At 41.1% G+C, this 26,355-nt stretch carries 27 protein-coding genes; 2 read left to right on the plus strand and 25 right to left on the minus strand.

The window, feature by feature from the left end:
* Window positions 1–38: 38 nt before the first annotated feature.
* From rpmG to O3611_RS07705, 4 genes are all read right to left on the minus strand, one after another.
* On the minus strand, window positions 39–188 hold the full coding sequence (rpmG, locus tag O3611_RS07690; RefSeq protein WP_001265622.1) for a 50S ribosomal protein L33: 150 nt from the start codon (window positions 186–188) through the stop codon (window positions 39–41).
* A 15-nt stretch (window positions 189–203) separates the two neighbouring features.
* Window positions 204–386 (minus strand): 50S ribosomal protein L32, encoded by a 183-nt coding sequence (gene rpmF, locus O3611_RS07695; protein ID WP_000290417.1) that lies wholly within the window; start codon window positions 384–386, stop codon window positions 204–206.
* A gap of 148 nt (window positions 387–534) precedes the next feature.
* A complete protein-coding gene (locus O3611_RS07700; RefSeq protein ID WP_000796543.1) occupies window positions 535–735 on the minus strand; it encodes a PTS ascorbate transporter subunit IIC in 201 nt (66 codons plus the stop codon).
* Between the two features lie 2 nt (window positions 736–737).
* Window positions 738–1,745 carry an SPFH domain-containing protein gene (locus tag O3611_RS07705; protein ID WP_075230949.1) on the minus strand — a complete coding sequence of 336 codons (1,008 nt, stop codon included), beginning with the start codon at window positions 1,743–1,745 and terminating at the stop codon, window positions 738–740.
* A 184-nt stretch (window positions 1,746–1,929) separates the two neighbouring features.
* On the opposite strand from O3611_RS07705, the gene ilvD reads away from it, so the two are divergent.
* Window positions 1,930–3,633 carry a dihydroxy-acid dehydratase gene (gene ilvD, locus O3611_RS07710; protein WP_371608250.1) on the plus strand — a complete coding sequence of 568 codons (1,704 nt, stop codon included), beginning with the start codon at window positions 1,930–1,932 and terminating at the stop codon, window positions 3,631–3,633.
* Window positions 3,634–3,741: 108 nt separating this feature from the next.
* Window positions 3,742–4,029 carry a glyoxalase gene (locus O3611_RS07715; protein ID WP_371608251.1) on the plus strand — a complete coding sequence of 96 codons (288 nt, stop codon included), beginning with the start codon at window positions 3,742–3,744 and terminating at the stop codon, window positions 4,027–4,029.
* A 40-nt stretch (window positions 4,030–4,069) separates the two neighbouring features.
* Here O3611_RS07715 and O3611_RS07720 read toward each other — a convergent pair whose 3' ends face one another.
* From O3611_RS07720 to O3611_RS07820, 21 genes are all read right to left on the minus strand, one after another.
* Window positions 4,070–4,411 (minus strand): metal-sulfur cluster assembly factor, encoded by a 342-nt coding sequence (locus O3611_RS07720; protein WP_371608252.1) that lies wholly within the window; start codon window positions 4,409–4,411, stop codon window positions 4,070–4,072.
* Window positions 4,412–4,676: 265 nt separating this feature from the next.
* On the minus strand, window positions 4,677–6,494 hold the full coding sequence (locus O3611_RS07725; protein WP_371608253.1) for an acyltransferase family protein: 1,818 nt from the start codon (window positions 6,492–6,494) through the stop codon (window positions 4,677–4,679).
* Between the two features lie 133 nt (window positions 6,495–6,627).
* Window positions 6,628–7,770 (minus strand): tRNA guanosine(34) transglycosylase Tgt, encoded by a 1,143-nt coding sequence (gene tgt / locus O3611_RS07730; RefSeq protein WP_075230954.1) that lies wholly within the window; start codon window positions 7,768–7,770, stop codon window positions 6,628–6,630.
* A 405-nt stretch (window positions 7,771–8,175) separates the two neighbouring features.
* Window positions 8,176–9,177, minus strand: coding sequence for a GH25 family lysozyme (locus O3611_RS07735; RefSeq protein WP_371608254.1), 1,002 nt, complete (start codon window positions 9,175–9,177; stop codon window positions 8,176–8,178).
* A gap of 9 nt (window positions 9,178–9,186) precedes the next feature.
* A complete protein-coding gene (locus tag O3611_RS07740; protein ID WP_371608255.1) occupies window positions 9,187–9,465 on the minus strand; it encodes a phage holin in 279 nt (92 codons plus the stop codon).
* Between the two features lie 3 nt (window positions 9,466–9,468).
* The gene (locus tag O3611_RS07745; RefSeq protein WP_371608256.1) at window positions 9,469–9,885 is read right to left on the minus strand and encodes a phage holin family protein; all 417 of its coding nucleotides are present in this window, start codon (window positions 9,883–9,885) and stop codon (window positions 9,469–9,471) included.
* A gap of 9 nt (window positions 9,886–9,894) precedes the next feature.
* Complete coding sequence (locus O3611_RS07750; RefSeq protein ID WP_371608257.1) at window positions 9,895–10,500, minus strand: DUF1366 domain-containing protein; 606 nt, start codon at window positions 10,498–10,500, stop codon at window positions 9,895–9,897.
* Between the two features lie 55 nt (window positions 10,501–10,555).
* Complete coding sequence (locus O3611_RS07755) at window positions 10,556–12,601, minus strand: DUF859 family phage minor structural protein (RefSeq protein WP_371608258.1); 2,046 nt, start codon at window positions 12,599–12,601, stop codon at window positions 10,556–10,558.
* 11 nt (window positions 12,602–12,612) lie between these two features.
* Window positions 12,613–16,416 (minus strand): phage tail spike protein, encoded by a 3,804-nt coding sequence (locus O3611_RS07760; protein WP_371608259.1) that lies wholly within the window; start codon window positions 16,414–16,416, stop codon window positions 12,613–12,615.
* A complete protein-coding gene (locus O3611_RS07765) occupies window positions 16,416–17,918 on the minus strand; it encodes a distal tail protein Dit (protein WP_371608260.1) in 1,503 nt (500 codons plus the stop codon). The genes O3611_RS07760 and O3611_RS07765 overlap by 1 nt, the downstream gene beginning before the upstream one ends.
* Complete coding sequence (locus O3611_RS07770) at window positions 17,915–21,955, minus strand: phage tail tape measure protein (RefSeq protein ID WP_371608261.1); 4,041 nt, start codon at window positions 21,953–21,955, stop codon at window positions 17,915–17,917. The genes O3611_RS07765 and O3611_RS07770 overlap by 4 nt, the downstream gene beginning before the upstream one ends.
* Before the next feature lie 59 nt (window positions 21,956–22,014).
* Window positions 22,015–22,254 (minus strand): hypothetical protein, encoded by a 240-nt coding sequence (locus O3611_RS07775; RefSeq protein WP_371608262.1) that lies wholly within the window; start codon window positions 22,252–22,254, stop codon window positions 22,015–22,017.
* A complete protein-coding gene (locus O3611_RS07780) occupies window positions 22,247–22,399 on the minus strand; it encodes a hypothetical protein (RefSeq protein WP_371608263.1) in 153 nt (50 codons plus the stop codon). The genes O3611_RS07775 and O3611_RS07780 overlap by 8 nt, the downstream gene beginning before the upstream one ends.
* Before the next feature lie 254 nt (window positions 22,400–22,653).
* Window positions 22,654–22,947 carry a phage tail assembly chaperone G gene (gpG, locus tag O3611_RS07785; RefSeq protein ID WP_261049524.1) on the minus strand — a complete coding sequence of 98 codons (294 nt, stop codon included), beginning with the start codon at window positions 22,945–22,947 and terminating at the stop codon, window positions 22,654–22,656.
* A 51-nt stretch (window positions 22,948–22,998) separates the two neighbouring features.
* Window positions 22,999–23,595, minus strand: a complete 597-nt coding sequence (locus O3611_RS07790; RefSeq protein ID WP_371608264.1) for a major tail protein — start codon at window positions 23,593–23,595, stop codon at window positions 22,999–23,001.
* Between the two features lie 15 nt (window positions 23,596–23,610).
* Complete coding sequence (locus tag O3611_RS07795; RefSeq protein WP_371608265.1) at window positions 23,611–23,991, minus strand: hypothetical protein; 381 nt, start codon at window positions 23,989–23,991, stop codon at window positions 23,611–23,613.
* Window positions 23,991–24,389: a hypothetical protein gene (locus O3611_RS07800; protein WP_371608266.1), complete on the minus strand. Its 399-nt coding sequence runs from the start codon at window positions 24,387–24,389 to the stop codon at window positions 23,991–23,993. The genes O3611_RS07795 and O3611_RS07800 overlap by 1 nt, the downstream gene beginning before the upstream one ends.
* Window positions 24,382–24,774, minus strand: a complete 393-nt coding sequence (locus tag O3611_RS07805; protein ID WP_371608267.1) for a phage head-tail adapter protein — start codon at window positions 24,772–24,774, stop codon at window positions 24,382–24,384. Before O3611_RS07805 ends, O3611_RS07800 begins: the two co-directional genes overlap by 8 nt.
* Complete coding sequence (locus tag O3611_RS07810) at window positions 24,758–24,934, minus strand: hypothetical protein (RefSeq protein WP_371608268.1); 177 nt, start codon at window positions 24,932–24,934, stop codon at window positions 24,758–24,760. Before O3611_RS07810 ends, O3611_RS07805 begins: the two co-directional genes overlap by 17 nt.
* Entirely contained in the window at window positions 24,927–25,217 is a 291-nt protein-coding gene (locus tag O3611_RS07815) for a phage gp6-like head-tail connector protein (protein WP_371608269.1), read from the minus strand. Before O3611_RS07815 ends, O3611_RS07810 begins: the two co-directional genes overlap by 8 nt.
* 15 nt (window positions 25,218–25,232) lie before the next feature.
* Complete coding sequence (locus O3611_RS07820) at window positions 25,233–26,354, minus strand: phage major capsid protein (RefSeq protein WP_371608270.1); 1,122 nt, start codon at window positions 26,352–26,354, stop codon at window positions 25,233–25,235.
* Window position 26,355 lies beyond the last annotated feature (1 nt).

Below are 26,355 nucleotides of genomic sequence, written 5' to 3' on the forward strand. Positions count from 1 at the left end.
ATCAGCGTTTTTCCTATGTATTGATTCGTATTGAATGCTTACTTCACTTCTGTAAACACAACGTGCTTGCGAAGTTTTGGTGAGTATTTCTTCAATTGAAGACGGTCTGGAGTGTTACGTTTGTTTTTAGAAGTAAGGTACAAGCGTTCACCAGATTCTTTGTGTTCAAGTGTAATATTTACGCGCATGGTATCTCCCTTCTATTATTCAGCTGATGCAGCTTTAGCGATCTTACGTCCTTTGTAGTATCCTTTAAGTGATACACGGTGTGAACGTGAGTAATCTCCAGTAGTTTCGTCAAAGTTTACAGATGGTGCTGTTACTTTGTAGTGTGTACGACGTTTGTTTTTCTTCGCTTTTGAAGTGCGACGTGCAGGTACTGCCATTTTGATTTCTCCTTTTAAGATATAAATTCAGTTAGGTTTGATTTTCATCAACTTTAATAGTATATCAAAACTTTTTTGTAAAGTAAAGTTACTTGACAAAAAAAGATAAAAAAATTTTCCTATCCACTATTCTGGATAGGAAAATAGATTAAATATCAATCTCGAAGGGTTCATCAATGGTTTCTGAGACGTATTTCCCGTCTTTTTTTCGTTGTTTGACACATTCGGTGAGAAGATATTCGATTTGCCCGTTAACTGATCGGAAGTCATCTTCTGCCCATGATGCGAGTGCAGCGTATAACTTATTCGAAAGTCGAAGGGGAATCTGCTTTTTTTTAGCTTCTGCCATTTTTAATAAAGGCTTCCTGTATTGACAATTGGTTGTGCATCATGATTGCCACAGAGAACGACTAGGAGATTTGAAACCATAGCAGCTTTTCGTTCTTCGTCAAGTTCTACTAATTCTCCTTCATTGAGACGTTCTAGTGCCATTTCAACCATTCCTACAGCGCCATCAACAATCATCTTACGTGCATCAATAATGGCTGATGCTTGTTGACGTTGAAGCATGACAGCTGCAATTTCCGGTGCATAAGCTAGGTAAGTAATACGTGCTTCAAGGATTTCCAAACCAGCGTCCTCTACACGACTTTGGATTTCTTCACGAATGCGACTAGCTACAATCTCACTAGAACCGCGGAGGCTTCCTTCATCGGCTTGCCCATCACCTGTAGTATCCACATTCGGAGACACATCGTAAGGATAGATGCGAACAATATTACGAAGGGCGCTATCACACTGCAATGACAGGTATTCTTTGTAGTTATCTACGTTGAAGACTGCTTTAGCCGTATCGACCACTCTCCAAGTAACAGCGATTCCGATTTCAACAGGGTTCCCTAGGCAATCGTTAATCTTTTGACGAGAATTACTTAAAGTCATAACTTTGAGGGAAATCTGTTTCTTGCCAATTTCAAGATTTACGTCATTACCATTTGATGATTTCATCCCTGAAAAAGGAGATTTTGTGCTAACATCACCACTTTGTCCGAGTCGAGTGTGGATTGCAGGATTGACCGCTATACTGAAGGGATTGACAAAGTAAAAACCAGGTTCTTTGATGGTCCCAGTATAGTTACCAAAGAGGGTCAAAACCAGTGCTTCTTGAGGTTTCACAACTTTTAAACCAGCATGAGCTAGACCTGCAATTAAGCTTAATAAAAGTCCGATAATAATTCCAAAAATATTTTCCGAACCAGCACCCATTACAAATATAAAAACACCAAGTACGAGTGCCAACTCAATGAGAATCAATGCTACTACACCATTTGGTTTTGAATTGATTAGTTTTTCAGTCATCAGAATGACCTCCTGTTTTTTGATATCTAAATGATATCACTTTAATTTATAAAGTCAAGAAATAAATGCAAAATTTTTAAAGAAAATATTTCTGTATAGAATTTTCTGAAAATTCAAGAATTTTCTTCTGTTCATTGCTTTTAAAATGTGCTATAATGATACAAACTGAATCGGGAGGGAACAAATGACAGAATTAGATAAACGTCACCGCAGTAGCATTTATGACAGCATGGTTAAATCACCAAACCGTGCCATGCTTCGTGCGACTGGTATGACAGATAAGGACTTTGAAACACCAATTGTGGGAGTCATTTCGACTTGGGCAGAAAATACACCATGTAATATTCACTTGCATGACTTCGGTAAGCTTGCAAAAGAAGGTGTCAAATCTGCTGATGCTTGGCCTGTGCAGTTTGGAACCATTACGGTAGCCGATGGTATTGCCATGGGAACGCCGGGTATGCGCTTCTCTCTAACGTCACGTGATATCATCGCGGACTCTATCGAAGCTGCTATGGGCGGTCATAACGTCGATGCATTTGTAGCTATCGGGGGTTGTGACAAGAACATGCCTGGTTCCATGATTGCTATTGCCAATATGGATATCCCAGCTATTTTCGCTTACGGTGGTACTATCGCCCCTGGAAAACTGGATGGCAAAGACATCGACTTGGTTTCTGTATTTGAAGGAATCGGTAAGTGGAATCACGGCGATATGACAGCGGAGGACGTGAAACGTCTGGAATGTAATGCCTGCCCTGGCCCTGGTGGCTGTGGTGGTATGTATACTGCCAATACTATGGCGACTGCTATCGAAGTTTTGGGGATGAGCTTGCCAGGTTCTTCTTCTCACCCAGCAGAATCTGCTGATAAGAAAGAAGACATCGAAGCAGCAGGACGTGCTGTTGTTAAGATGTTGGAACTTGGTCTCAAACCATCAGATATCTTGACTCGTGAAGCCTTTGAAGATGCTATCACTGTAACTATGGCTCTCGGTGGTTCTACAAATGCTACTCTTCACTTGCTTGCCATTGCCCACGCGGCTAATGTTGACTTGTCACTTGAGGACTTCAATACAATCCAAGAACGTGTGCCTCACTTGGCCGACTTGAAACCATCTGGTCAGTATGTCTTCCAAGACCTTTACGAAGTTGGTGGTGTGCCTGCGGTTATGAAGTACTTGTTGGCAAATGGATTCCTTCACGGAGACCGTATCACATGTACTGGTAAGACTGTCGCTGAAAACTTAGCTGACTTTGCAGACCTCACACCAGGTCAAAAAGTCATCATGCCATTGGAAAATCCAAAACGTGCAGATGGACCATTGATTATCTTGAACGGGAACCTTGCACCTGATGGAGCAGTTGCCAAGGTATCAGGTGTTAAAGTGCGTCGTCACGTTGGACCAGCTAAGGTCTTTGATTCTGAAGAAGATGCTATCCAAGCTGTCTTGTCAGATGAAATCGTTGATGGCGACGTTGTCGTCGTGCGTTTCGTTGGACCTAAGGGTGGTCCTGGTATGCCTGAGATGCTATCACTTTCATCAATGATCGTTGGTAAAGGCCAAGGAGACAAAGTTGCCCTCTTGACAGATGGCCGTTTCTCTGGTGGTACTTATGGATTGGTTGTTGGACATATCGCTCCTGAAGCTCAGGATGGTGGACCAATTGCCTATCTCCGTACAGGCGATATCGTCACTGTCGACCAAGATACAAAAGAAATTTCTATGACCGTATCCGAAGAAGAACTTGAAAAACGCAAGGCAGAAACAACATTGCCACCACTCTATAGCCGTGGTGTCCTTGGTAAGTATGCCCATACCGTATCTTCTGCATCACGTGGTGCCGTTACAGATTTCTGGAATATGGAACAATCTGGTAAAAAATAATTAGAAAAATAAGAGCAGTCGTTAAATGACTGCTTTTTCTGGTTCTTTGTATTTTCTCATGGAATGTGATAAGATAATTGCTCTAACTATGATTATGAAGGAGAAACAATGTTTTCAAAAAATACAGGAATTATGCTCTACGTAGAAGACGTAGCAGCTGAGAGAAACTTTTGGTCTGCTTTCGATTTTGAAATTGTGAACCACTCTGAAATCATGGGATTTGAAACTTTTGAGATGAAACCCAGCCTACTCTTTGAGACAGCAGATCTTCACGGTCTTCATAAACGCCTAGCTGCAGTGACTGACACCACTAGTCCGATCAGTACCCAACCTTTCCCTCACTTTAACTTTGCAAATCCAAGTGGACACTATTTCGCAGTTAGAGGAATCGAATAACAAAACAGCTCTCTGTTTATTGGCAGAGAGCTCTTGTATTTTAACGAGGTGGCAGTCCAAGGGCAATACGACCGTAGCGACTGATTCTTGTAATCTTCCAGGCAGGCGACCAGGTAACTTCAACCTTGACATCTTCGATACCCTCGATTTGTTTGAGACCTGCCACGATTTCGATAGGCAGGCTTTCGGCGCAATCGCAGGCGGTGTCGGTGAAGGTCATGACAATTGTACAAAGACCAGCCTCGTCCAAATGAATCTCGTAAATCAAGCCAAGATTATAGACATCTAGTTCCACATCTGTATCGTAAACTTTTTCTAGTTTTTCAATGATTTGTTCTCCTAATGCTAGAGCACGATCATTGATTTTGATATCTTCTCTCATTGCATTCCCTCCATTTGTAAACTGCACCTATTTTCTCATAATTCTGACAATTTGGCAAGTTTTTCCCAATCAAAACTGGATTCGCCATAAAAACTACAGACTAGAAATTAGTCATAGTTTGAACCAAACTGCCCAAAGAGCTAACAACCTAGAGCAAAGGGATATTGGCATAGGTTAGAGAAATAAACTCAGACAATGATTGAGCTTCTAAGACATACTTTCTAAAAAGAAAAAGTAGAGAACGGTCATCTCTACTTTTTAAATATTATTTTGACTTCACAGGTTTATCTGCCAAGGCCTTGATAGCTGATGCTATCGTTTCTGCGTAGAGCTTAGCTCCCTCTTCTAGTTTAGCATTATCACTTCCAAAGTGAACCTGGTCCGTTCCTTTCCAGATGTCTGGATGATCCTTAGATACCTGATTCCAGTCAGCAACCTCAATGTAAGGATACTTTTGAGCTACTTCACGCACATAGCTAGCATACTGTTCTACATAAGGCTGAGTTGCTTGAGTTGTATCACCCTCATAAGGTGTCATAAGTACAAGTTGATGCCCCTTAGGTAGATTCGTTATCAAAGAATCGATATCAGCCTTATAATCCTCAGGATTATTCACTCCAGTAGCAATAACGACTATTTTAGGGAGGACTTTATTCTGACTATGGTTGAGCATAATAGCATTGGCTTGCTTGGTATTTCTGCTGACTTGACCATCTGTCTGAGCGTCTGGTAGAACCTCTTTAAGTTCAGGTGTTGCACGCAAGGTTACAGAATCTCCAATGATGGATACACCTTCAGCAATATTGTAGTGACTGGCTTCTGCTTGGTCCGCCATGGTTTTTGTACGGGTGATATTGGTTTGAGCTTGATTAAGACCATTTACCATCAAATCCGTTTCAAAAGCACCGACTTGGGGAGCTATGAACATCACAATCAGTGTTAGCAAGCTAAGAAAACCGACGCTACCCGCAAAGATTGGTTGAATATGCGGAATTTCTTTTACCTTTTGCAATATGCTACTATTCTTCCCAGCAATGAAAGGTTCAATCACATAGAAGGAAAGGCTTGCAAAGAGATAAGAAAAGATAGTGGTGAGAATCACAGCTGGTAAATTGCTCATCAACTGAGAGAAAATAATATAAAACGGCCAGTGGAAAAGATAGACGGCATAGCTGGTGTCAGCTAAGAAGCTAATTACCTTTGGTTCTTCAATCGTCGGAGTTTTCTCATGCAAAAGTCGTGCTGCAACGATCATCAGAAGCGCAGCTAAACTTGCCAACAAGAAGCCAAGCAAGTAGGCAAAGAGATAATTAAATTTCACGAAGAAAGTCAATAAGAGCAAAACTCCGAGACCTGCCCCGAATACTAGCAAGGTCTTTTTCAAATCCCAGGTATTATTTAAACGCTTAACAAGAGTAGTCGTTTGACGAACACCTACCAAAGATGCCAAAATACTGCCTAGAAAGAAAGGATAGACGTGAGTAAAGCTAGAAAAGTAGAGCGTCGAGTAGGAACTAACGATAAAGCTACCGATAAACATTGAAAGAAAACCGATGATAAAGACAGCTGATGATAGAAGAAAGACTAGCCCTCTTAATTGTCCAGATGATTTTACCCGCTTGGACAAGAACCAAATCGCCAAGCCCCACAAGATATAGTAATGAACCTCAACCGCCAAGCTCCAATTATGAACAAACAAATGAGGAATGAACTGAGATTCATAACTTCCCCCTGTTAACATTTCATAGAAGTTAGTCATAAAACCAAGAACACCAGCTATCTGACTACCAATCCCGGCTATATAATCTTGGCGAACCAAGAAAGTAAAGGGCATAACGACCAGGATCATCAAGACGACTGGAGGGAAAATACGATAGAAACGTCTCCTGAAAAATCCCAAGATATCGATTTTCCCTTTTTGTCCAAATTCTTCTAACAGGAGTGACGTAATTAGAAAACCTGAAAAGGTGAAGAAGACGTCAACCCCGAAGAAACCTCCTGGAAAAATCGTCTGAAAAAAATGGTACAAGAGTACCAAGAGTAAGCCTGTAATCCTAATCAAGGAAAACCATTTTATACGCATACGAGTTTATTCTCCGTTCATTAGAGTAGTAAAAAAAACCATCTAATGTTCATTCCATACTACCTTTATTTTATCAAAAAAAGAAGAAAAATCCTAAGAGAAAACTTAGGATTTTAGCTTTGGTCTACTAATCTTAGAAATTACGACCTGATTTATTGTAGCCATATTTTTCAACAAAATGCTCACGGAATTCCAAGAGATTATCATCCATAATAGCCTGACGAACCTGCTTCATAAGGTTGAGCAAGAAGTAAAGGTTATGGTAACTTGTCAAACGAATACCAAAGGTCTCATCGGCCTTGAGCAAGTGACGAAGGTAGGCACGGGTGTAGTTCTTACATGTGTAGCAATCGCACTCAGGATCAAGTGGGGTAAAGTCCTCCGCAAACTGGGCATTCTTGACAACCAAACGTCCTTGGCTAGTCATACAAGTTCCGTTACGAGCGATACGAGTCGGCAAGACACAGTCAAACATATCGACCCCACGAATAACCCCATCAATCAAGCTATCTGGCGCTCCCACTCCCATCAAGTAGCGAGGTTTGTTTTCAGGAAGAAGTTGAGTGGTGAAATCCAAAACTGCATTCATCTCTTCATGAGTTTCACCTACTGCCAACCCTCCGATAGAGTATCCAGGGAAGTCCATGCTAACAAGGTCGCGAGCTGATTGACGACGAAGATCTTCAAATCCTGCGCCTTGCACAATCCCAAATAATCCTTGGTCATGTGGACGACGATGAGCTTTTAATCCACGCTCAGCCCAACGGCTTGTACGTTCGATTGACTTCTTCACATAATCATAAGGCTGATAAAATTGAGGACATTCGTCAAAGGACATCATGATATCTGAGCCTAGATTGTTTTGGATAGAGATGGCTTTTTCAGGTGATAGGAACATCTTGGAACCATTGAGGTGGTTTTTGAAGGTTACCCCTTCCTCTGTAATGTTACGGCTATCAGCTAGAGAGTATACTTGGAAACCGCCACTATCCGTCAAGATAGGTTGGTCCCAGTTCATGAACTTATGAAGCCCACCTGCTCGAGCAATCAACTCATCTCCAGGACGAAGCCACAAGTGATAGGTATTAGAGAGGATAATCCCTGACCCAATCTCTTTCAATTCTTCTGGCGATTGTGTTTTGACCGTTGCTTGAGTCCCAACTGGCATAAACATAGGAGTTGGGAAGGTTCCGTGTGGCGTGATAATCTCACCCAGACGAGCTCCCGTGTGTTTTTCTTTTTTAATCAAACGATATTTGATTGGTGAATCTGACATTTTTTACCTCCGAAGCTGGGAAAGACAGTCCCAGTTCTTACTTTGTGCCCAAGGGCATACTGTATGATTCTATCAAAAAAAACAGGAACTGTCACGAACTATGGTATAAGTGACAAATGTTTTCCAATACTTTCTGTTGCTTATCGTTAGTTGAGTTTTTGCTTATTTTTATTTAAAATTATTTCCATTGATTACCGTCATTTTTTTAAATCGTATTCATCTTCGTATTCATTTTCATACTCACCTTTGCCCGTATAGTTGAGAAGGCTACAATTTAGTTCTAATAGTTTACAAAAGGATCAGTGAGTAATTTCACTGTTTTTTTCTATTTTCAGACCAAACAAAAAAACCGCAAGCTACTGCCTGCGGTTAGTGTACGATATTTTTGATTCTTTCTGTTTTATTTTATTTTGTGGTGATTAATCCATTAGGTAATACATCGAGTGCTGGTTTGTCTGAACGACTGCCATCCTCATTGACGTAGTACCAGCCTCCTTCGACCTTGACAAGTTCTTTTGAAGACATTTCGCCATTCTCTTCTTTGAGATGGTATAGTTTGTCCTTGTATTGAACCCAGCCAGTGACCATTGCTCCTGAAGCATCAAGATAGTACCATTTGCCATTCACAAACACCCAACCAATGGCCATTGCCCCATTTTCTTTGAGGTAGTACCACTTATCATTTTCTTTGAACCATTGACTGGTTAGACAATATCCTTTAGCATCAAAGTAGTACCACACACCGCCGATTTTTTCCCATTCTTCTTTTGGATAAGATCCGTCTGGGTGTTCCCACCACCAACCAGTATCATTTCTTTTCCATTTTGGCTCGGCTTCTTCGTCATCTAGTAAAACAATATTTTTGTCGTACGGATTTGAAGAGTATTGCCACCAGCGGATACCATCCATTGATGGAAAATATTCAAAGTTAGCTGTACCATCATTCAAACCATAGCCTGCAATCCAAAGGCTATTTGGGAATTTCTCAAGAATCTGCTCATAATAGATATTATTGAGCGTGAATGGCTTATAGCTGTAATAGATTGGTTCATAGCCATTTTCTTTGAGGATTTCCATGAAGCGAATACAAGCATCTGTATTTGCCTGTTTGTCTCCGCTAGCGTGGTCTTCATAATCTAGCACCAGATATTTAACTTTTTTAGGCACGTTGTCCAGAAAATATTTAGCTTCTCTTTCAGCTTCTTCACTATCTCCGCCAAACCATGCAAAATGGTAGAACCCAATAGGATTTGATTGTTCTACTTGGGCATGTCGGCACGGATTTAGGTAGCTTGTGCTTTCTGAGATTTTGATGATGGTATTCTGTGTACCCATGTCAGCCAAAATACCTGTAATATCGTACCCATTATGGCTAGATACATCGATGAATAAGTCGTTTTTCTTCATTGTTTTCTCCTAATCTTCGCTTGGTTCGTAGTATTCTAGCGCACGTTTGCTGTCTGAAATCCCTGCTGTTGTTGGGTCGGGAATGATATTTAGAATATTTACAATCGTCAACCCCACAAGATAAGGGTTCGCAAAGAATTTGCCAAGCAAGTCTAAAATGACTCCCCAGCTGACCAAGTCCTCCAGTTTAAGATTGAAATATGCGAGGATTGGCAAAGCTAGTGCGAATGCCACTCGCAATAAAAATGTTTTGTTTTTTAAGTTAAAACGTACTTTCCAGTTAATCATGTGTTATTCTCCTTTATTTTTATCTTCGTCTTTCTCAATCAATCGCTGAAATGCTTTTAAAAATGGTTGAAAAAGATTAACATTTCCTTTTAATTTACGGTAATTTTCAACGAGGGATTGAAAAGTAAATGCGATGTACCCGAGGTAAATCGAATACAAGAAGAGGAAACCTGTCTTTTCAGGCAAGAGGACAGACATCGGAATGAGGATCATCAGCAAGAGGACTCCTAAAATTTTGCGAAGAAGTCCGTTGATGCCGATTTTGCTCTTGTACTCGATGTCAGGGTTGACAATAGCCGCAATCGTTCCTGTCACAAAATCAATGATTTCCATGGAGACAATTAGTGCTAGGGCGTACAAGACCAGACCGTCTTCAGTCTGGACGACGCTTCTTAAAAAATTGAAAAATTCGATTTGCATATATCCTCCTTAATCGATACGTGGCATGACCACAGTCAGCACACCTTGCTGCAGCATGTCAGAGAGTGCTTGGTCTTTGTATGTGAACCCCTCGTTTGCTCTCATTTGAAACATAAAGATAGTTTGCGTGCCTTTTGGCCATTTGGCATTGGTTTCAAATGGATAAGGCATGGCAATGATGTCTCCATTTGAGTAGCGTGTACCTTTAACAAGAGGCTTGATGAAATTAGCAACCTTGCTATAAGCAAATGTAGGCATTCCTCCATTTTGAGAGATGCCCAAGGCAACCAGGACCTCAGTGATAGCTGAAACTGTGTCCAGATTTTCCTTATTCTCAGTGGTAGCTTGCTCCACCTTGGCTGCCATTTCCTTGTTTTGTTGCAACTGAGCTTCTACCTGGTTAAATTTCTCCTTCTCAGCACGCTGTGGGAAATTCTCTTGATAGAGAGCCTCTAGGGCGAGTTCAAATAGCTCTGTATTTGATAGGCTGATTTTATCAGCTGGTAGCAAGATTGGCACAATAGCACCATCTGAGTTGACAAGCGTGACCTTAGTGGCTGTTACTGCACCACTTCCGTCGTACTCTAATGATTTTTGACCGTATTCTAGTTTCATATTTCCTCCTTTTGATTTAATTATCTAAAAAATTATTGGGACTTTTTACGATGTTTCAGATTTTAAATGAAACATTATCAAAGTTAAGCCAGTTTGAGTCTACGTTACCTTTTACAACTATATTGCCATTTCCGTAGATACCTAAAACAGCTACATTATAGTTGTTATTGATCGTTGAGATGTACAGTGTCTGTGTTGGTCTAAACCCCACTGGTAAAGTCCCTATCACTGTCTCAATCGTAGTTTTCCCTTTGTACGCTGAACCTCTAAAATAAACAACGCCGTCAAACGTTTTTGAATATTGAACATCATTGTACTGCTGATGATGCTGCCATCCGTTTTGCAAAGATAAGTCCCTCCAAGGTGTGGGCTCGCTTTCTGATTTTAACAATGCCACATAGTCAGAGTTATTAGTGGATTTTGATTGTTGCACTAGATAGCGCCATGGCCTCCAGTTATTATCAAAGCCATTCTCCCTAACTGCCATGTATCCCATTGATGTTGTAAATCGCTGAATAGCCTCTACTGAGTTTGGGTTAGGTCTGAATACTTCTAACATCCCCCAAGCGCCAAAAGGATTGTTGGGAGAAGTTCCGTCTATCCACCAATGCCCAGTATTTGTCATTGAGTTGAAATCTTGTTTGATGAGTTTTCCAAAACCTCTATTATCTGTAAGCTGATACTGCTGAATAGGTTTGTCATCGGCAAAGATGTCCCCTTTGACATCAAGAGCGCCACGCTCTCTGATTTTGTTGACACCTACACCTGACCTGTCATAAGACAAGACCACGCTCTCTGTTGCTACATTGACCATGAAATCAGACCGTGTGAACTTGTCCTCTAGTGTACCAATGACGACCCATGACTGATTAGCTAGATAATTGCCAGCAAGATTAGCCTGTGAATTGACTAGACTTGAGATACTTGTCCAGGATCCAGTAGCTGGTCCTGTATCTACTTGATAGTTAGCAGTCCCAAGTCGTGCCACCTTGAAGGTCAGCGACATTGTATTCTTTTGACTTCCTGAGACAGTCAAGGGCGCTATTTTGGCGTTTCGTGTAACTGTCAGAGTGCTAGAGGTTGAGCCTGTTCTTGCTATGCTAAAATTCAATGCAGGAGCAAAATACTCAAGCACGGTCACAGATACCTCTCTAGTATCAGACCATCTACCACGGCTATCAGATACACTAGCTCTGATTTTGATTGTGCCGTGATAGTTCATAATACCAAGGCTCCCACCGTTTGAGCTTGTGGATTGGTTCTTGCCGATTATTTCAGCATAGTATCCAGTGATGGATGAGCCGTAAGAACCAGCTGCGCCATTAAACGCTACTTTGATGTTAGAAATAACCTGGATGAACGTGTCAGAATTCGGGATAAGGTTCTGTGCTGCAGAATTCAAATCTGACAGTGTAACCCCTGAAAATGTAGGTTTCACATTCGCTGGCACGCTAGCCGTCAAAGTTGTTGACTGCGTTCCAGTCTTGGTAGAGCCTGAATACGTATCAACGTAGATTGTACCTGTACCACTAGCAGAGTTTGGGATGTCGTTGGAAAAGTCAAGAGGGATCATCCACGTTGTGGATGTGTCTACATTGCTTGCAATCGTTCCACTCTTACCGGCCCAGGTATAGCGCACTGTATGCTTAAAACTGGAGCTTTGACGGTTAATATTGATAGTAACCGAACTACCAATAACTCCAGCGCTCACGCTTACAGAACTTGAACGTGGTATAGTCGTCAGGCTAAGGCTTGCTGATACTGTGATAGGCCCATGCAGGCCATTATTCGGATTGAACGTGCATGATATAGGTAAGGTCTTAGTCCCATCTGCATTGTGGCTGATTGTACTTGACCCACTAGCAAGCGTGTACTCCTCTCCTGATGTCTCCCACGTCGGATAGCTGTAATGCACGTTTTGACCATCAAGATTAAGAGAAAGCGTACTGTCCCCTTGATGGTTATGAGTATAATAGGCGCCTGTACGACTGACTGTCATCCGCCAGTTGACGGTTGAGGTGTTAGCCGTGATACTCTGAGAGCCTTGCTCCACATAGACATTGAGATACAAGCTCCCACTTGAATTACTAAACTTTGCCATACTTCCTCCTTTTAGCCTACATACCTGATAACGTTCATATCAGGGTTAATGTGATACTGCTCTTCCCTAAATCGTCCAATTTGGATAGTTTTAGAGAAAATCCCGTTCTCGATGTGGATTACACCTTGAGAGATATACATAACCTCTACACCAGCGCTAAACATTGAGATACGGCCGTTAGGGTTGAACATCATGCTAGAGCTACCGTCATTCTTACCAATGACAAGACCCTCATTAGATGAGCTCATATAGCTATCTATGAAATTCCAGCGGTCAGACAATTCTCCCAAGTCTTTTGCGATATTAGAGACGCGCTGACTAGCCGAAATCAAATCTTTTTCAGCCTGCGCCCTTGCGGTCTCGTTTGCGTTGACAAAGTCCTTGTAAGCCTTTATCCAGTTATCTAAGTCATCAGCGCTAGCCTTAGCCTCAACCTCGGCTTGAATAATCCCAGCCTTTTCATTTAGCGCATTGATTTGTTCCTGAGTTAACCCTTGGTCAGCTTTAGAGTCTAGTTGTTTTTGAGTCTCTGACCAGTGAGGTTGCCAGCTCGTCATTGGTATGGCTCCAACTGTTAAAACTGCCCAGTCAGCATTACCAATTCCTTCTAGTTCTACAGTGAAAAATGAAACAATATCACCAGCGTTAAGGTTTTTCTTGGATGTAAAAGTAGCACTCCAGACATCCAACTCAAAGCTATATGCTAAATTTATCCACTGCCAGCTATCGCTAGAATTTTCACGAATCCCAAAGTTAAGTGTACTGTTATCACTCCTCCACCACCTAGCGCTTAATGTGTACTGTTTACCGAATTTCAAAGGTTCAGCTAAAATAAAATCTTGTCTGTGCTTATTTCTCCATCCGGCATTTGAATCTAGTAAGATATTACCCGATTGCTCTGTTGTGCCAAACAAAGCTGTCCACTTGTACAGTTTAGGATTTTGACTATCTGCCTCAGTGAAATCCGTTAGCGTACCTAAATATCGCTTATTCGTGCTATCTGTTGTACTGAAACCATCACGACCATCAGCAGAGTTAGCCCAAGCCCTATGAAAATATGGAGTCCGCCCATCTGCTCCAGGCTTACCTGGAATACCTTGAGGACCATCCTTACCATTCTTTCCATCTGGACCTTTCCACTTGTTCCAGCGATAATCAGCAGGGTTTCTGCTATCTGTTGGATTAAAGTCAACATACACCCCGATATAGGCTTTGTCAGCATTTGTTTGACTGAATCCACTACCTGTTGCATTATCAGCATAGGCCATGTGAGTGTACTGTGTACGGCCATCAGCTCCCTTAGGGCCTGGAATACCTTGGTCACCCTTAGCGCCTTGCAAGCCTTGGAGTCCTTGTAAGCCACGTTCTCCACGCTCGCCTTTCTCCCCTCGATCTCCTTTAGGACCTATTGCTCCCTGTGGTCCAGGGTCTCCTTTTCCCCCGCGCACACCAATAACAGCAGGCTCTGTTGTCTTGTTTGTACCATTTGTGTATAGCTCAACTCGATAATTCCATAAATAACGCTTGTCTGATGTGATAGGCTGTGGCGTAGTTGTCCACCCTGCACTTGCTCTTGTGATACCTGTTGGGACTGTAGTAGCTAAATAGTAATTAGTTACATTAGAAATACCAGTACCATCTGCTCCTTTTATCAACGTCCACTTATACACTCTGTAATCTGTACTATCTGCCTGAGTGTAATCTGTGTATGTTCCGATATACGTTTTATTTGTACTGTCAGTAGTTGAGAAACCTTGTGAGCCGTTATTTGATGTGGCGTAAGCTATGTGTAAGTATGGTGTCCTACCATCTGCGCCAGCCTTACCTGCCACACCATTTACACCATCAGAACCTTTTACAAGTGTCCAATTGTAATCGGATGGAGTAGTACTATCAGCGCTACTGAAATCAACATACATACCGATATAAGCTCTATCAGAGGCACTTACAGAAAAATCCTTAGTTCCATCAGCACTATTACTATAAGCTATGTGAGTGTATTGTGTACGGCCGTCTGCTCCATTTCGACCAGGTAACCCTTGTTCACCTCGTGCGCCTTGCAAGCCATCTAAACCACGTTGTCCTGGTTCTCCTTTTTCGCCTTTTTCTCCCTTGTCCCCTTTTACTTTAGCCCACTTGTATTTTTTATGATCTGTGCTATCGTTTGGTTCAAAGTCTGTATAAATACCAATATAGAGTTTATTGATTGAGCTATCAAGACTAAATCCATCTGTTCCTGTTGCATTATTAGCCCACGCTGTATGCACATAAGGAGTGCGACCATCTCGCCCCGGAGTTCCAGGTGTACCAAGTTTTCCATCAACAACATTAACAAGCGATATCTCATCAACAGCAACCTCTTTATTTCCAATGTAAGCCGCAACTGTCAGAGTGACTGTATCTGTTACATTTGAGCCTCTAACTAAGTAAGTCATCCCTGTTGTCACTTCTCCATCGAGCGCCCAACGCCAAGTAACACCAGCAACAACTGGTTTTCCTCCCTTGTATAAGGTTGGGGTTATTATACTCTGGCCGATCTGATTCTTAAAGATGACACCATTGCTAGTAGATAACTTGACGATATAGGGCCTAGACTGCTCAAACAAGCGCTCAAGTACCTCTTGTATGCCGTCTGATAACTGATTTTCAAGCGCTTTAAAATTTGAAAAGATCGTTTTGTTGCTTGCTGGGTTTGAAAAACTGATTTTTTGTTCAGAAACACGGGCTTGAACTATCAATAGTGGATTGAATCCCTCATCATGAATTTTGACTGTATCGCCGATTTCGACATCAACAAAGCCATCGACTTCATAAGTGATTGCTGGATAGCAATGTTTTTTTAGTTCATTATATGCTAGACGTCGCAATTCTTTTGGATCGTCGGTATCGTAACTAAAATCTTTTCTTGTGTACTGGTCTAGTTCACCTGTTGAATGTGTGAATGTTGATGGATATAGCTGCATAGAGATTGGAGCAACAAGATGAGCCCCTAATTGATAAAATTCACAAATTCCATCCTTGTTGTACTTTTTCCACTCATCAAGACCTTGTATTGTAACTACTTCTTCAACTTCTTCACCAGATCCATTTTTTAATCGTCTTTTACCAGTTGGCCGGATTGAATTGAAAAGACCTGTCTTATCAACTCTACGGGTGATAGAAGTGATATTCTTGCCATATTTTAAGCTTATATCGTTTCTGATACGACCTACACCTTGATGTGCGTCATCATTTTCATGATAGACGTTGACACTAAACTTTTTGATTGTGCTATCAGCGTTTAATTGTGTATCAAACTCAATCTCAGCATCAAAGCGTTTGGCAAGACTCAATAGACGGGCTAGTTTAGTTTCTTGCCCTTCCCATTCAAGAGTACGTTTGTTATCTGATACTTCATTGATGCCGATAACAAGATGGGTATAGTTTAATAAATCCATAGCTTCGCAATACTCAGCAAAGCTCATAGCCTTTGTAGCCTTGTAAGGATTAGCTACCTCATTGATTAACTCAAGATTGAGGTTTTCACAATAGCATTTAATTGTCTGCTCATTTTCTTCAACCTGCATAACGTTGAAAATAAAGCTCTTTCCATGATATTTGAAAGATACCCACGCCCGTTCATTCAGATAAGAATAGGCTTTTTGGGTTGGAGTGTCTGACTTGATAGACTTTTTAAATACAGTGAATTCAAAAGTGGATGATCCTGTTTGTAAACTTCTAGTCCAGGTATCGTTGTAAAAGTTAAGTGTGCTTTGCTTGCTGTTATCAACAAAAGCAACCTTTCGCAAGTTCGCGTCATGAATTGTTAATAGCATTATAGCCACCTTTCTTCAAATTCGATTGTCACGGTTGGTTTTTTCTTGATAAAACTTGAAAAATACATCTCAAGTTTAGAATTTCCAGGCGGTATAGATAGCCATTGTGAGCCATCGACAACCTCTCCAGCTTTAGCGATACCGTCAATATATACGGTATCATCTTCACTATTGATTACAACATTTGAACCGATAGGATAGCGATTAGGAATGTCTCTTGATGCTTGTACAAAGTCCTTACGATACATCAACTCATCAAGATATAAGTGAGAGATGATTGTTTTTCCGCGAAAAGCACCTATCGTAACATGGATCTTAGCTGACTTTTTGCCTTTAATTTCAGGGACAATAAAGTCATAGTGCGAGCCATTATAATAAACTTGAACTCTCTCGTCGTTTCTTTGTAATTCAAATTGACCTTTTGAAAGTGCAAACGGATTTGTATTTTTATCGCTAGAAGAGTCAAAAAGCAAAGTTTTTAAAAAGTTATATCCACCAGCGTTATCTGTCGCAAAGACATTAAATCCACAGTATAGACCGTTATAGCGCTTATAGGTTTCGATTCCGTACAAAAATTGACCACTAGTGTCAGATACAGCTACCTTAATAAAGCCACATTGATTGATTGACTCTAGTTGATAGACCAATTTACAAAATAGATAATCATTGAGTGAGCCTTTCTGACCTGTTGAGTCTGCAGGTATCTCCCACGAAAGCCCTGCGCCATAATTTTCATTGTAAGCCCCGCTGGTCTGCTCTCTTACCTTTATACGCTTCTTGCCATCTACTGTGGTCAGTTCTGATGTTCCCGTTATATTGTCCCATCTGCTATTGGTCACTGAGCTATTTTTCACTGCTCTAGCAAAGCCATCAGCGATTTTGTCGCCTCTAAAATCAAGCAAGACCTCAGACCGTTTGACTGGTTCAGTATCAGCTTCCTCACGGTTTCCCATCTCAAAAGCCGTATTATTATTGACAAGACCTATATATCCATTTTCAGCATTATGCTTAACTTGGATAATGGGAAAAGCCTCAACGGTTCCGTTGTTTACTAAATCAAAAACCATTTTATCAGCTGCGCTTTGCGCATTTGCATCACTATTGAAATTTTTATAGGCTGAGCTATGGGCTACACCGTCTGGAACAATGAATTTTATAGAACCGGTTGACCTTCGACCACTCGTTTCTTGCATTGAAATACTCTCAATCGTCATGGCCAGATAGTATTTGTCAGGCTCATCTGAAAATGTCAGCTCTTTAGGGCTATCAACATTAAAAATACCCGCAAGCTTGTGCTTGAGGGTATTTCTGTCTTTGGACCAGATCGAAAAATCTACCTTGATATATTTTGCATCAATGGTTTGTTGCTGAATATTGACTCCGATTCTTGGTGCTTGGTCGGTAGAGATAGAGCGATTGTTCCCGATATCTCGTTGGATGTCATGGATTTCAATAAGCTCTCGAAAATCAGTTTTATTGAAACGCATTGTCACTTCACTCATTCAAGTACTCCTTTCATTCTTAGTGTCATTCTTTCTCGCTCTCTCTGCCTCTTGGTTATAATATCCGTCACTACAGAGCTATCCATATAAGCGTTCGTATCCTTGTTGAGGATAGCAATAAGCAATTTTTCTAAACTTGCCCTCAGAATTCTCATCTCAGCAACGACTTTTTCTGTATCCTTACCACTTTGAACACTAGTAGTCTGAATTGTAATATTACGCTGCGCTTCTTCCATTTCACGGAGGAATTTCGCATCGCTAGGAATACCAACCCCTGTCGCGTATTTGGGAATCCCCATCTCACGCATCAAGCGTTTAGTTTTATCCGCTCTCAAGACTTTAGACCCTTTAGGAAGAGGGAGCAAGACATCTCTGCCTTCAGGAATGAAACTCCTGCCATCTGGCAGGGTAACCATTTCTTTGTAGTTGCTGTTGCGCTGGTCATTGACAATAGCAAGACCACCAGGGTGGTAGTTGGTCCCACGGGCGTGTCTGCTTGCAAAAATATTTGTAAAGAAGTTGCCCGTTACACTATTGATCCAGCTTCGAATCCCTGAAAGTACATCAGAAGCGTTGTCTTGGACGTTAATGGTTACAGTTTTGTCACGAATAGAATCAACCCCACTTTGTACCTGGTTAACAGTTCCTTGTGTATTGTTTTGAGCCGAAATGCCAATAGGACTATTCTGTTTAATAGCATTGATTTCACTACTTGTCTCGTTTCGGACATCACCTGTCAAGTCTGTCGCGTTAATATCAACTGGTTTATGTTGACGAATAGAATTTACACCATACAACACCGACTCTACAGTGCTTGGTGTGTTATCGATTGCTTCGATAGGTAACTGTTTACCAGTCATCATATCAATACGACCTTGGACTACCTTAATATCGCTACTAGCTAAATCTTTTAAAGTCAATGCTTTTTCGCTCAGTGTCATTAAGTTCCACTGAGTCAATGCTTGCTTAGCACCTTCTGCACTGCTTAAAAAGCTTTCATTCTTACCAAGAATTTCTTTTGCCTCAGAAGGCAAATCGTTCCATTGTAACATCAGTTCTTTGCTATCCAAGATAGCTTGTACCGCTGGTTTGCCATTCACAATTAGTTCTTTTTCTTCTGGAGATAACTGCTCCCACTGGCCGTTTGCAACTAAAGCTTCACCAATCGTTAAGCGTGCATTTGTTTCAAGGTTTGCTTCTTTAAGAATAAACTGCATGGCATCCCATCCACCTTCTGCTTCAAGGGCCTTTTGAACTTCTTCAACTGCATTTGTCTTTAATTGACCAGTCTTTTCATCCCAAACCATTGCATTCCATTGAGTATTTGCAAGCTTCATTGATTCGGTTGCATCTTTAGCGGTTTGTGCCCACATACTATGGCTTTCTTGTACTTTCGAGAAAGTGTTCTGGAACTTTATAGCCATTTCATCATAAGTCAAGCCCATCTCTTCAGCTCGTGATTTAAGTTGATTCATGATGCCTGTTAATGCTTCTGGACTAACTTGCAAGGTTTTCAAAAGTCTACCTTGTAAATCGTTCCACTTCTGACTATATGCTTCCATCTTAGCAGTATGTTCTGCTTCCAATTGCTCCATTTGGGCCTTAATCTCAGCACGAGCTTTAACAGATTTTTCATCCTCGCCTTTGATTTGTTCCATGAGTTTCTTGTACCCATCCAAACGTTCTTTGTATGAAGCTTGTTCATCTTTGACCCATTTCTCAGTTAACTCAGTGGCTTTTTTAAGCTGTTCTGTATTTAATTCATCGGCTTGACCATTGAAAGCTTTGATCATGTTGATACGTTCTTCACCAGAATATTCCATCAACTCTAACTGAGTATTGATGAGTTCATTCTGGTTTGCTAAAACAATTGCTTTTTCCTCTTCAGAAAGTTTTCGATGATTGTTTGCAGCGTTTTGATAAATTTTGATAACCTCGTCCGACATTTGTTGCACATTATCTTTAACTTGATTAGAATGCTCAGTTAAAGCTTGAATTGCTTCATCACTAAGTCCTAACTTTTGTGCTAAATCGATGTCTTTAGCTAGGTTTTCATCAGCTAACTTTTGAATCTCAGTAGCTAGCTTTTTGACAGATTCAGTTACCTTATCGACACTAGCAGCGCCTGATCCAAAATCTGTCATCGCATGGTTTGCTTCATCTACTTTATCTTTGAAATCTTGAAGTTGATTTGCTTGATCCACGCTAACGCTTGCCCCCCATTCTTGAGCACGTTGTCTGGCTTCATATGCTTTGTGAGCAAAGTAAGCAATCGCACCCCCAACTGCAAGTGTCCCGAGAACTACAGCTCCTGTTGGTGTAAAAGCAAGCCCAAGCAATGTTCCTGCTTTTGACAACAATCCTACACTTGCACCAGCTTCAGCAGCGGTTGCCCCTACTGCTGATATGTTTCTTGCTGTGTTAAGTAGCTCAACTCCCTTCCCAGCGATTTTAAATACTCCTCCGAGAGTTGTTGAGAAATTACCCAGCATATTCAAAGCAGGGTAGGCGACTGCTGCACCTAGACCAACTTTTATCCAAAAATTTTGTACTTCTGGGGAAGCCTTTGAAAAACTCTCTATAATATGATTAACCTTCTCGATTAGAGGGCTTAAAGTTGGCAACAACTTTTGACCAATATTTATCTGCAATACTTCCAGATTAGCTTTAAAACGTTCAACTCCATTTTTTGAAGAGTTCATCAACTCTCTAGCAAGTTTATGAGTATATCCACGAGCATTTTCAGTTTGTTTTGTTAGATTCCGAAGCGCATCCCCTCCTTGATTAATCAAGGCATTCATACCTGTTTGAGCCTCAATACCAAATGCACGGGCAATTGCAGAGGATTTTTCTGCATCCGTCCAGCCTTCAGTAGATTTCTTGATTCGATCGATAATATCTGGCAACTTCAATGCACCAGACTGGAATTCTTCAACGCTAAATCCTAATTCACGCATTGCATTCGCATTAGATTCAGAAGGTTTCAATAATTTTGATAAAGCACCACGTAATGCCGTACCGGCCTTCTCACCAGCTATACCATTATCAGAAAGTAGACCAATAGCTGCTGAAGTCTCCTCAATTGACATACCTAGCGAATGAGCTACAGGTCCGATATATTCCATAGCAAGTCCCATATCTGAGAATCCAGCTGATGTTTTGTTAGCTACATAAGTTAGACTGTCAGTTACCCTACCAGTATCTTTAGCTTCTAGTCCAAACTGGCGTAAGATGTTTGTAGATGCGTTCATAACCACGTTAAAATCATCGCCAGATGCTTTAGAAGCATCTAGGATGCTTGGCATAGCATCAATAGTCTGATTAGCATCAAAACCTTTCTTGATGATTTCTTGCAATCCTTCGTTAATAGATGCCGTAGAAATTCCATATTGTTTCGCCCATCCTTTAGAACTCTCACCTAATCTTTTTGTTGTTGTATTCAGTTCTTCAACAGTGGGTACAGTGTCTGCAAGGAGTGATTTGGTTGTGTTCATCTGGTCCTCAAACTCAATTGCTTTTCGAGTTGCTAATGTAAATCCTGTAGCAACCAAAGTCGATACGGGACGCATAGCGTCTCCCATACCACGCAATTTCCCACCTAGCCACTCAAACTTTTCCCCTTGTTTGGATAACTGATTCGAAATTATACCAGCCCAGCTATTTTCGCGACCAACATCTTTCAAAGCTTTTTCAACTCCACGTAGCTGGTTTTCCATCGCTGCCAACTTAGCATTCTCACGCTGAATATCAGCTGCAGCTTTATCAAAGTTAGCTGTTCCAGGGTCTAGCTTATCAAAACTTTTCTTCATCTCATCCAAAACTTTACGTTGTGAATCAATAGCTTGTCCTAAAGTCTTGTATTTAGCTTGAAGTAAGCTAGCATTTTTTTCATTTCCTTTCAAAGTACTATCCAAAGAACGGACATTATTTTGGAAGTACTTTACAGCATTTTTTGCACCATTTAGAGTGGGGTTGAACTTTGACACGTCCAGCCCTAGCTCAATATACATCTGACCTAATGGCGTACCACTTGCCATCTTGTTCTCCTTCCTAACTCCTAAGAGCAAATAAAAAAGCCCTTACGGACTCTTTTCATTTATTTATATCGTTGCAAATTACGATAAGCAAATTCTACACAAGCTAATAAAGACATTCCACCAACTGCTATCAAAAACATAGGGATCAACGGTGCATAAATTAACAACATGATGAAAGGCGCAAAGATTTCATCCATATCATGATTAAAGATATAAATAATCGTATAGATATAGAAAGCCAAAGAAGAAATAGCAACACCTAACCAAATACGTGCCCAAATCAATCCTTTTCTACTCATCTTGTCCTCCCAGCTCTCTATAGAGCTTCTCTATCCCTTGACGGATCGTTTCTGATCGTCCTTGTTGTAGCTTGGTTGATATAAAATTTAGTTTATTTAAAATTTTCTCATCAACTCTAGCTCGTATAACAAATTGCTTATCCATGTAGCCACCATCTTTTCAACATTATTATACTCCTGTGTAGCTACATTTGCAAGTTAAAAGCTATATAGTTCCCAACAAATCAGCTAGGTCTATAACTTCTTCTCTCTCACTTGTTTCCATCGTTTCCATAGTTCCCAAAACCCCCATCAGATCCTCCCAACTCGTATCCATCACATCACGAATACTCATTCCATAAGGTCCCTCTGTGACATGCTTGATAAAACCATAGAACCGCCGCAGAGCCTCACTAGACTCTAATTTGTCCCCTTTGGGTCTACGTCACCAACCAGATGAGCGTAGACGTCCGCAAAAATTTCGATGATACGAGCAAAGTCTGTATATTTCAGCAACTGCTCCGCCGTCACATCTTCAAAGAGACCGGCGATAAAGTCCAACTGCCTATCCAACTTTTCCACGTCAGACATGTCTTTAGACATAGCCTCATTCATAACCAGATAGTCACGATAGTCCATAGTCGTGATTTCCTTACTAGTCTTGAGAACATCCTCACCTTTCTCGTTCTTGATTGTAAATTGTACCTTAGCCATATACTTTTCCTTCCTAGAAAAACAGATAAAAAGAGAGCTTACGCCCTCTTCCTACCCTGCTGCGGTCATCTTTAGTTGACCCTTCAATTTCTTCAATTTTTCAGCATCCGATCCATACACAATTGCACCATATCGACCATTAGTTGCAGCATCTGAACTAGCTGTCGCAGCAAAATTCACATTAGTGGTAGCTAACTCATTAGCCTTATCCTTGATCGTTTCAAAATCAATAGCATCCATAGAAAGCTGCCCTTTGTAAAAACCATAGTAAACTGGTTCCCCATCAGCAGTATTACTTTCAATGAGAATTGAAACATTCTTGGCAACGGTGTCTGCACCGAAGTAATAGATACCATTATCATTGCCATACCCCAAAGCATTAGTATATAAAGCTAATGGAACATCAAGTAAGCCCATCTCTACCTTAACATCGCCTACCCCTCGATTGGAAACGTGATAAGCAACATTACTACCGTAAGTCTTTACGGGATCGCTAGATAATCCAGTTACTTTAGCAGTCTGTGTAGCCCCTTCATTATCTTTACCCTCTAGCGTGAAGAGATTCTCTCCAGCTGTTGGAGTCTTTCCATCATGCACACGAATTGTGACCGATTTAAGGCCAATAAGTGCAGTTCCTTTTACTGTCATTTCTTTACCTTCTTTCTAGTACTTATCATACAGACCACTCCGACCTTTGTAGGTCCGAGCGTCTACATAGCGTTTGATATCAGGGATCCATTGATCCAAACCACCTTCAGTCTGATAAAATCCCTGATGTTCCATTATTTTTTCAATTTTGCCTTGGAGTTCTTTACACTCCACACGATTCTTTGACTCTACATTGATTTGATAGAGAAAAGTCTTAGCCAGACTAGTATTGCTACCGTGAGCTGTCTGCATTGGAGGTCCGACAGGGATAATGACAATACTCGTCTCGTCATCCCCCAAGGTATCAGGACGTTCAAATGACTTGATACTAATACCAGATAAAGACTCATCCTCTTTCAAAGCGTTGTAGAGTTCAGTTAATTTGTCCTTAATCATTACAAAAACTCCTGTTTTAACTTCATGCCTACTTTGGATTTGAAGACTGGTTTGCTACCTTCAAAAAAGCGACGCATAATACCGAAGCCACGAGGATGTCCTTTCTTTGCGTATCCAAATTCATTCAAGTGAATAAGAGTCCAACGAGGACTTTTAAAACCTAATTTAACCATTGGAACCCCACTAGCTGTACCAGTCACATTTCCATGGACGACGGCTCCGGCCGTCTTACCAGTGTCAGCGTACACCGCCATAGCCCGTTTGAAAGTAGGCTCAAACTCCTCAACCGTTTCCTTCAAAACTCTATTGACCTTTCTACGGACCACTGGCTCCCCTAGGCGAGCCTCGACATTCCTCAAAACATCATCAAATCCTTTTAGATTTGCTCCACTAGACATCACGACCACCTCCGATAATAACTATCAAAAAATCCCGATTATCAAAATCAGGACGCACATCAATAACCTGCCATTTCTTACCAACTAGACGGATATCCCCAACTTCGACAAAATGCCGACTTTCAGGCTGATAATCTGTCAGAGGGTCACGAATTTTCAAAGTAATCTTAGCTTTCATAGCTTTTCCAGTCGCAATCTCAATATCTTTGAAACTAGGGGAGTAAACTTGCCCCATCGTAGAAAAAGCCTTCTTGTAGCTCACATCACGACCATCAACCCCCTCCTCGACTTTAGAAGTATAGAAAGTCAAGGGGGTTCTAAGGTCTCCATTTTGAGCCTCTGGCTTTCTGTAGCGATAGCTAGGACGATTAGTATAGTGAGACATCAGGCGTTGTTACTTCTGCTTGTTTTTCTGACCATTCAACAAAGTCAGGCAATGCTTCATTGATTTCATCAAAGCGCTCTTTTGTCGCTTCAAATTCTTGGCCAACAGAACGAAATACCCCTTCTTTGAGATCATAAAATTCTTTTAAAACCTTAATCATGTTTTTCCTCCAGTTTGTAATTTTCTAGTGATAATGACATCAAATCCCCTTGAAAGTTCCCGTAGAAAAATTCAACTTGGTCATTGTAGACATATCGAGCACGTTCTAAAATAAGCTCTCTCACTCGTGGATCAGCAGAGTCCTTACTACCGACCAGACTGAGGATGGCTGACTCAGAACTTTCCAACATTTTAGAGAGGTTGTGATCCTCTCCAGTATGAAAAATCCTCATCCGCTCCTTGAAAGATTTAAGGAGTGGATGAAGTTGTTCTTCTGGAGTCATGGTTCAACTCCTAGATTAGGCTTGAGGAAGTTGTAGAGTCCAGACTGCTGCAGTCTTTTCATCGTGAGCCTTACCATAAGCAAATTGCTTAGCAGTATAGAGGTTCAAATCTTCCAAAGCATAGGTTTCTGTGTAGCGACCGAATGAAATACCGCCACCGACAAAGGCATCATAACGACCTTTGACAAATGTAGTGACTTTACCAGCAGTCTGCGCCACGGATTCAACCAAGATAAGGTTAAATGGCATCGCAGTGATATAAACTCCTTGAGCATTCAACGAAGTGTATTGTTTCTTTACATCCCAAGCATCAGCTGGGTTAACAACCATCACAAGGTTGCCTTCTACTGCAACTGGAGTTGTTCCGTCCGCTTTTACAGAGTGATGTTTGTAAACATTTGTCAATTCTTTGACTACGGTTGCTGAGTCAGCAAAAGTCAACTTAGCAGTTTGAGCTGTTTTTTCAGCATAAGTTGTCTTATTGCTTTCAACAGTCCCTGAGAGAGTACGAGAAAGACCGATAGGTTTGTTGTCTCCATCGCCGTTCAAGAAAGCAGCTTCAAGGGCAGCGGCAAAGGCTTCTGTAATTTGTGCAGAAACAAATTTTTGCAACCAAGCTGGACCAAATTTTTCGGCATCTTTTGGAATCACAACGAAAGCAGTCAACTTGTGTTGAATTGCTTCTTCATCGTTGAATTCTTGTTTAAGTTGTCCTTCGATTTCTGAATTGATTTTGCCCCAAACAGCTTGACCAGTTTGCTCTGATTTAAGGAATTTCAAACGGATACCAGCATTTTTAAGGCCGATATGCTGAAGGAGTGGACGTGCCATAACCATATCTTCAAAGATACGGTCGATTGTTTCTTGTGGGAAGAGTTTTTCAACTCCCTTAGGTGCGGCTTTTTCAATGTTATTGAAAAACTCACGAGCTTCAGCGGTCAGCTTAGCATCGTATGGATTTAAGGTTGAAACTTCTTCACGGGCAGCATCACGAGCTTGAGCCATCATTTCATTTGTCATGGACTCGATCATGTCATTGTATAGCTTCGCTTGTTCTTCTTGAGGTGCACCATTTGCAACGGCATCCAAAAATGCCTGACGTTGTTTTTCAAATTGGTTAGATAATTGCATTGTCATT

Origin of the sequence: Streptococcus sp. 27098_8_91, assembly GCF_041432385.1 — a bacterium.
Lineage (GTDB): Bacteria > Bacillota > Bacilli > Lactobacillales > Streptococcaceae > Streptococcus.

Bases quoted from the DNA above. Each gene is read 5' to 3' on its own strand.
- rpmG (WP_001265622.1), bottom strand. From the start codon at position 188: ATGCGCGTAAATATTACACTTGAACACAAAGAATCTGGTGAACGCTTG.
- rpmF (WP_000290417.1), bottom strand. From the start codon at position 386: ATGGCAGTACCTGCACGTCGCACTTCAAAAGCGAAGAAAAACAAACGT.
- O3611_RS07700 (WP_000796543.1), bottom strand. From the start codon at position 735: ATGGCAGAAGCTAAAAAAAAGCAGATTCCCCTTCGACTTTCGAATAAG.
- O3611_RS07705 (WP_075230949.1), bottom strand. From the start codon at position 1,745: ATGACTGAAAAACTAATCAATTCAAAACCAAATGGTGTAGTAGCATTG.
- ilvD (WP_371608250.1), top strand. From the start codon at position 1,930: ATGACAGAATTAGATAAACGTCACCGCAGTAGCATTTATGACAGCATG.
- O3611_RS07715 (WP_371608251.1), top strand. From the start codon at position 3,742: ATGTTTTCAAAAAATACAGGAATTATGCTCTACGTAGAAGACGTAGCA.
- O3611_RS07720 (WP_371608252.1), bottom strand. From the start codon at position 4,411: ATGAGAGAAGATATCAAAATCAATGATCGTGCTCTAGCATTAGGAGAA.
- O3611_RS07725 (WP_371608253.1), bottom strand. From the start codon at position 6,494: ATGCGTATAAAATGGTTTTCCTTGATTAGGATTACAGGCTTACTCTTG.
- tgt (WP_075230954.1), bottom strand. From the start codon at position 7,770: ATGTCAGATTCACCAATCAAATATCGTTTGATTAAAAAAGAAAAACAC.
- O3611_RS07735 (WP_371608254.1), bottom strand. From the start codon at position 9,177: ATGAAGAAAAACGACTTATTCATCGATGTATCTAGCCATAATGGGTAC.
- O3611_RS07740 (WP_371608255.1), bottom strand. From the start codon at position 9,465: ATGATTAACTGGAAAGTACGTTTTAACTTAAAAAACAAAACATTTTTA.
- O3611_RS07745 (WP_371608256.1), bottom strand. From the start codon at position 9,885: ATGCAAATCGAATTTTTCAATTTTTTAAGAAGCGTCGTCCAGACTGAA.
- O3611_RS07750 (WP_371608257.1), bottom strand. From the start codon at position 10,500: ATGAAACTAGAATACGGTCAAAAATCATTAGAGTACGACGGAAGTGGT.
- O3611_RS07755 (WP_371608258.1), bottom strand. From the start codon at position 12,601: ATGGCAAAGTTTAGTAATTCAAGTGGGAGCTTGTATCTCAATGTCTAT.
- O3611_RS07760 (WP_371608259.1), bottom strand. From the start codon at position 16,416: ATGCTATTAACAATTCATGACGCGAACTTGCGAAAGGTTGCTTTTGTT.
- O3611_RS07765 (WP_371608260.1), bottom strand. From the start codon at position 17,918: ATGAGTGAAGTGACAATGCGTTTCAATAAAACTGATTTTCGAGAGCTT.
- O3611_RS07770 (WP_371608261.1), bottom strand. From the start codon at position 21,955: ATGGCAAGTGGTACGCCATTAGGTCAGATGTATATTGAGCTAGGGCTG.
- O3611_RS07775 (WP_371608262.1), bottom strand. From the start codon at position 22,254: ATGAGTAGAAAAGGATTGATTTGGGCACGTATTTGGTTAGGTGTTGCT.
- O3611_RS07780 (WP_371608263.1), bottom strand. From the start codon at position 22,399: ATGGATAAGCAATTTGTTATACGAGCTAGAGTTGATGAGAAAATTTTA.
- gpG (WP_261049524.1), bottom strand. From the start codon at position 22,947: ATGGCTAAGGTACAATTTACAATCAAGAACGAGAAAGGTGAGGATGTT.
- O3611_RS07790 (WP_371608264.1), bottom strand. From the start codon at position 23,595: ATGACAGTAAAAGGAACTGCACTTATTGGCCTTAAATCGGTCACAATT.
- O3611_RS07795 (WP_371608265.1), bottom strand. From the start codon at position 23,991: ATGATTAAGGACAAATTAACTGAACTCTACAACGCTTTGAAAGAGGAT.
- O3611_RS07800 (WP_371608266.1), bottom strand. From the start codon at position 24,389: ATGTCTAGTGGAGCAAATCTAAAAGGATTTGATGATGTTTTGAGGAAT.
- O3611_RS07805 (WP_371608267.1), bottom strand. From the start codon at position 24,774: ATGTCTCACTATACTAATCGTCCTAGCTATCGCTACAGAAAGCCAGAG.
- O3611_RS07810 (WP_371608268.1), bottom strand. From the start codon at position 24,934: ATGATTAAGGTTTTAAAAGAATTTTATGATCTCAAAGAAGGGGTATTT.
- O3611_RS07815 (WP_371608269.1), bottom strand. From the start codon at position 25,217: ATGACTCCAGAAGAACAACTTCATCCACTCCTTAAATCTTTCAAGGAG.
- O3611_RS07820 (WP_371608270.1), bottom strand. From the start codon at position 26,354: ATGACAATGCAATTATCTAACCAATTTGAAAAACAACGTCAGGCATTT.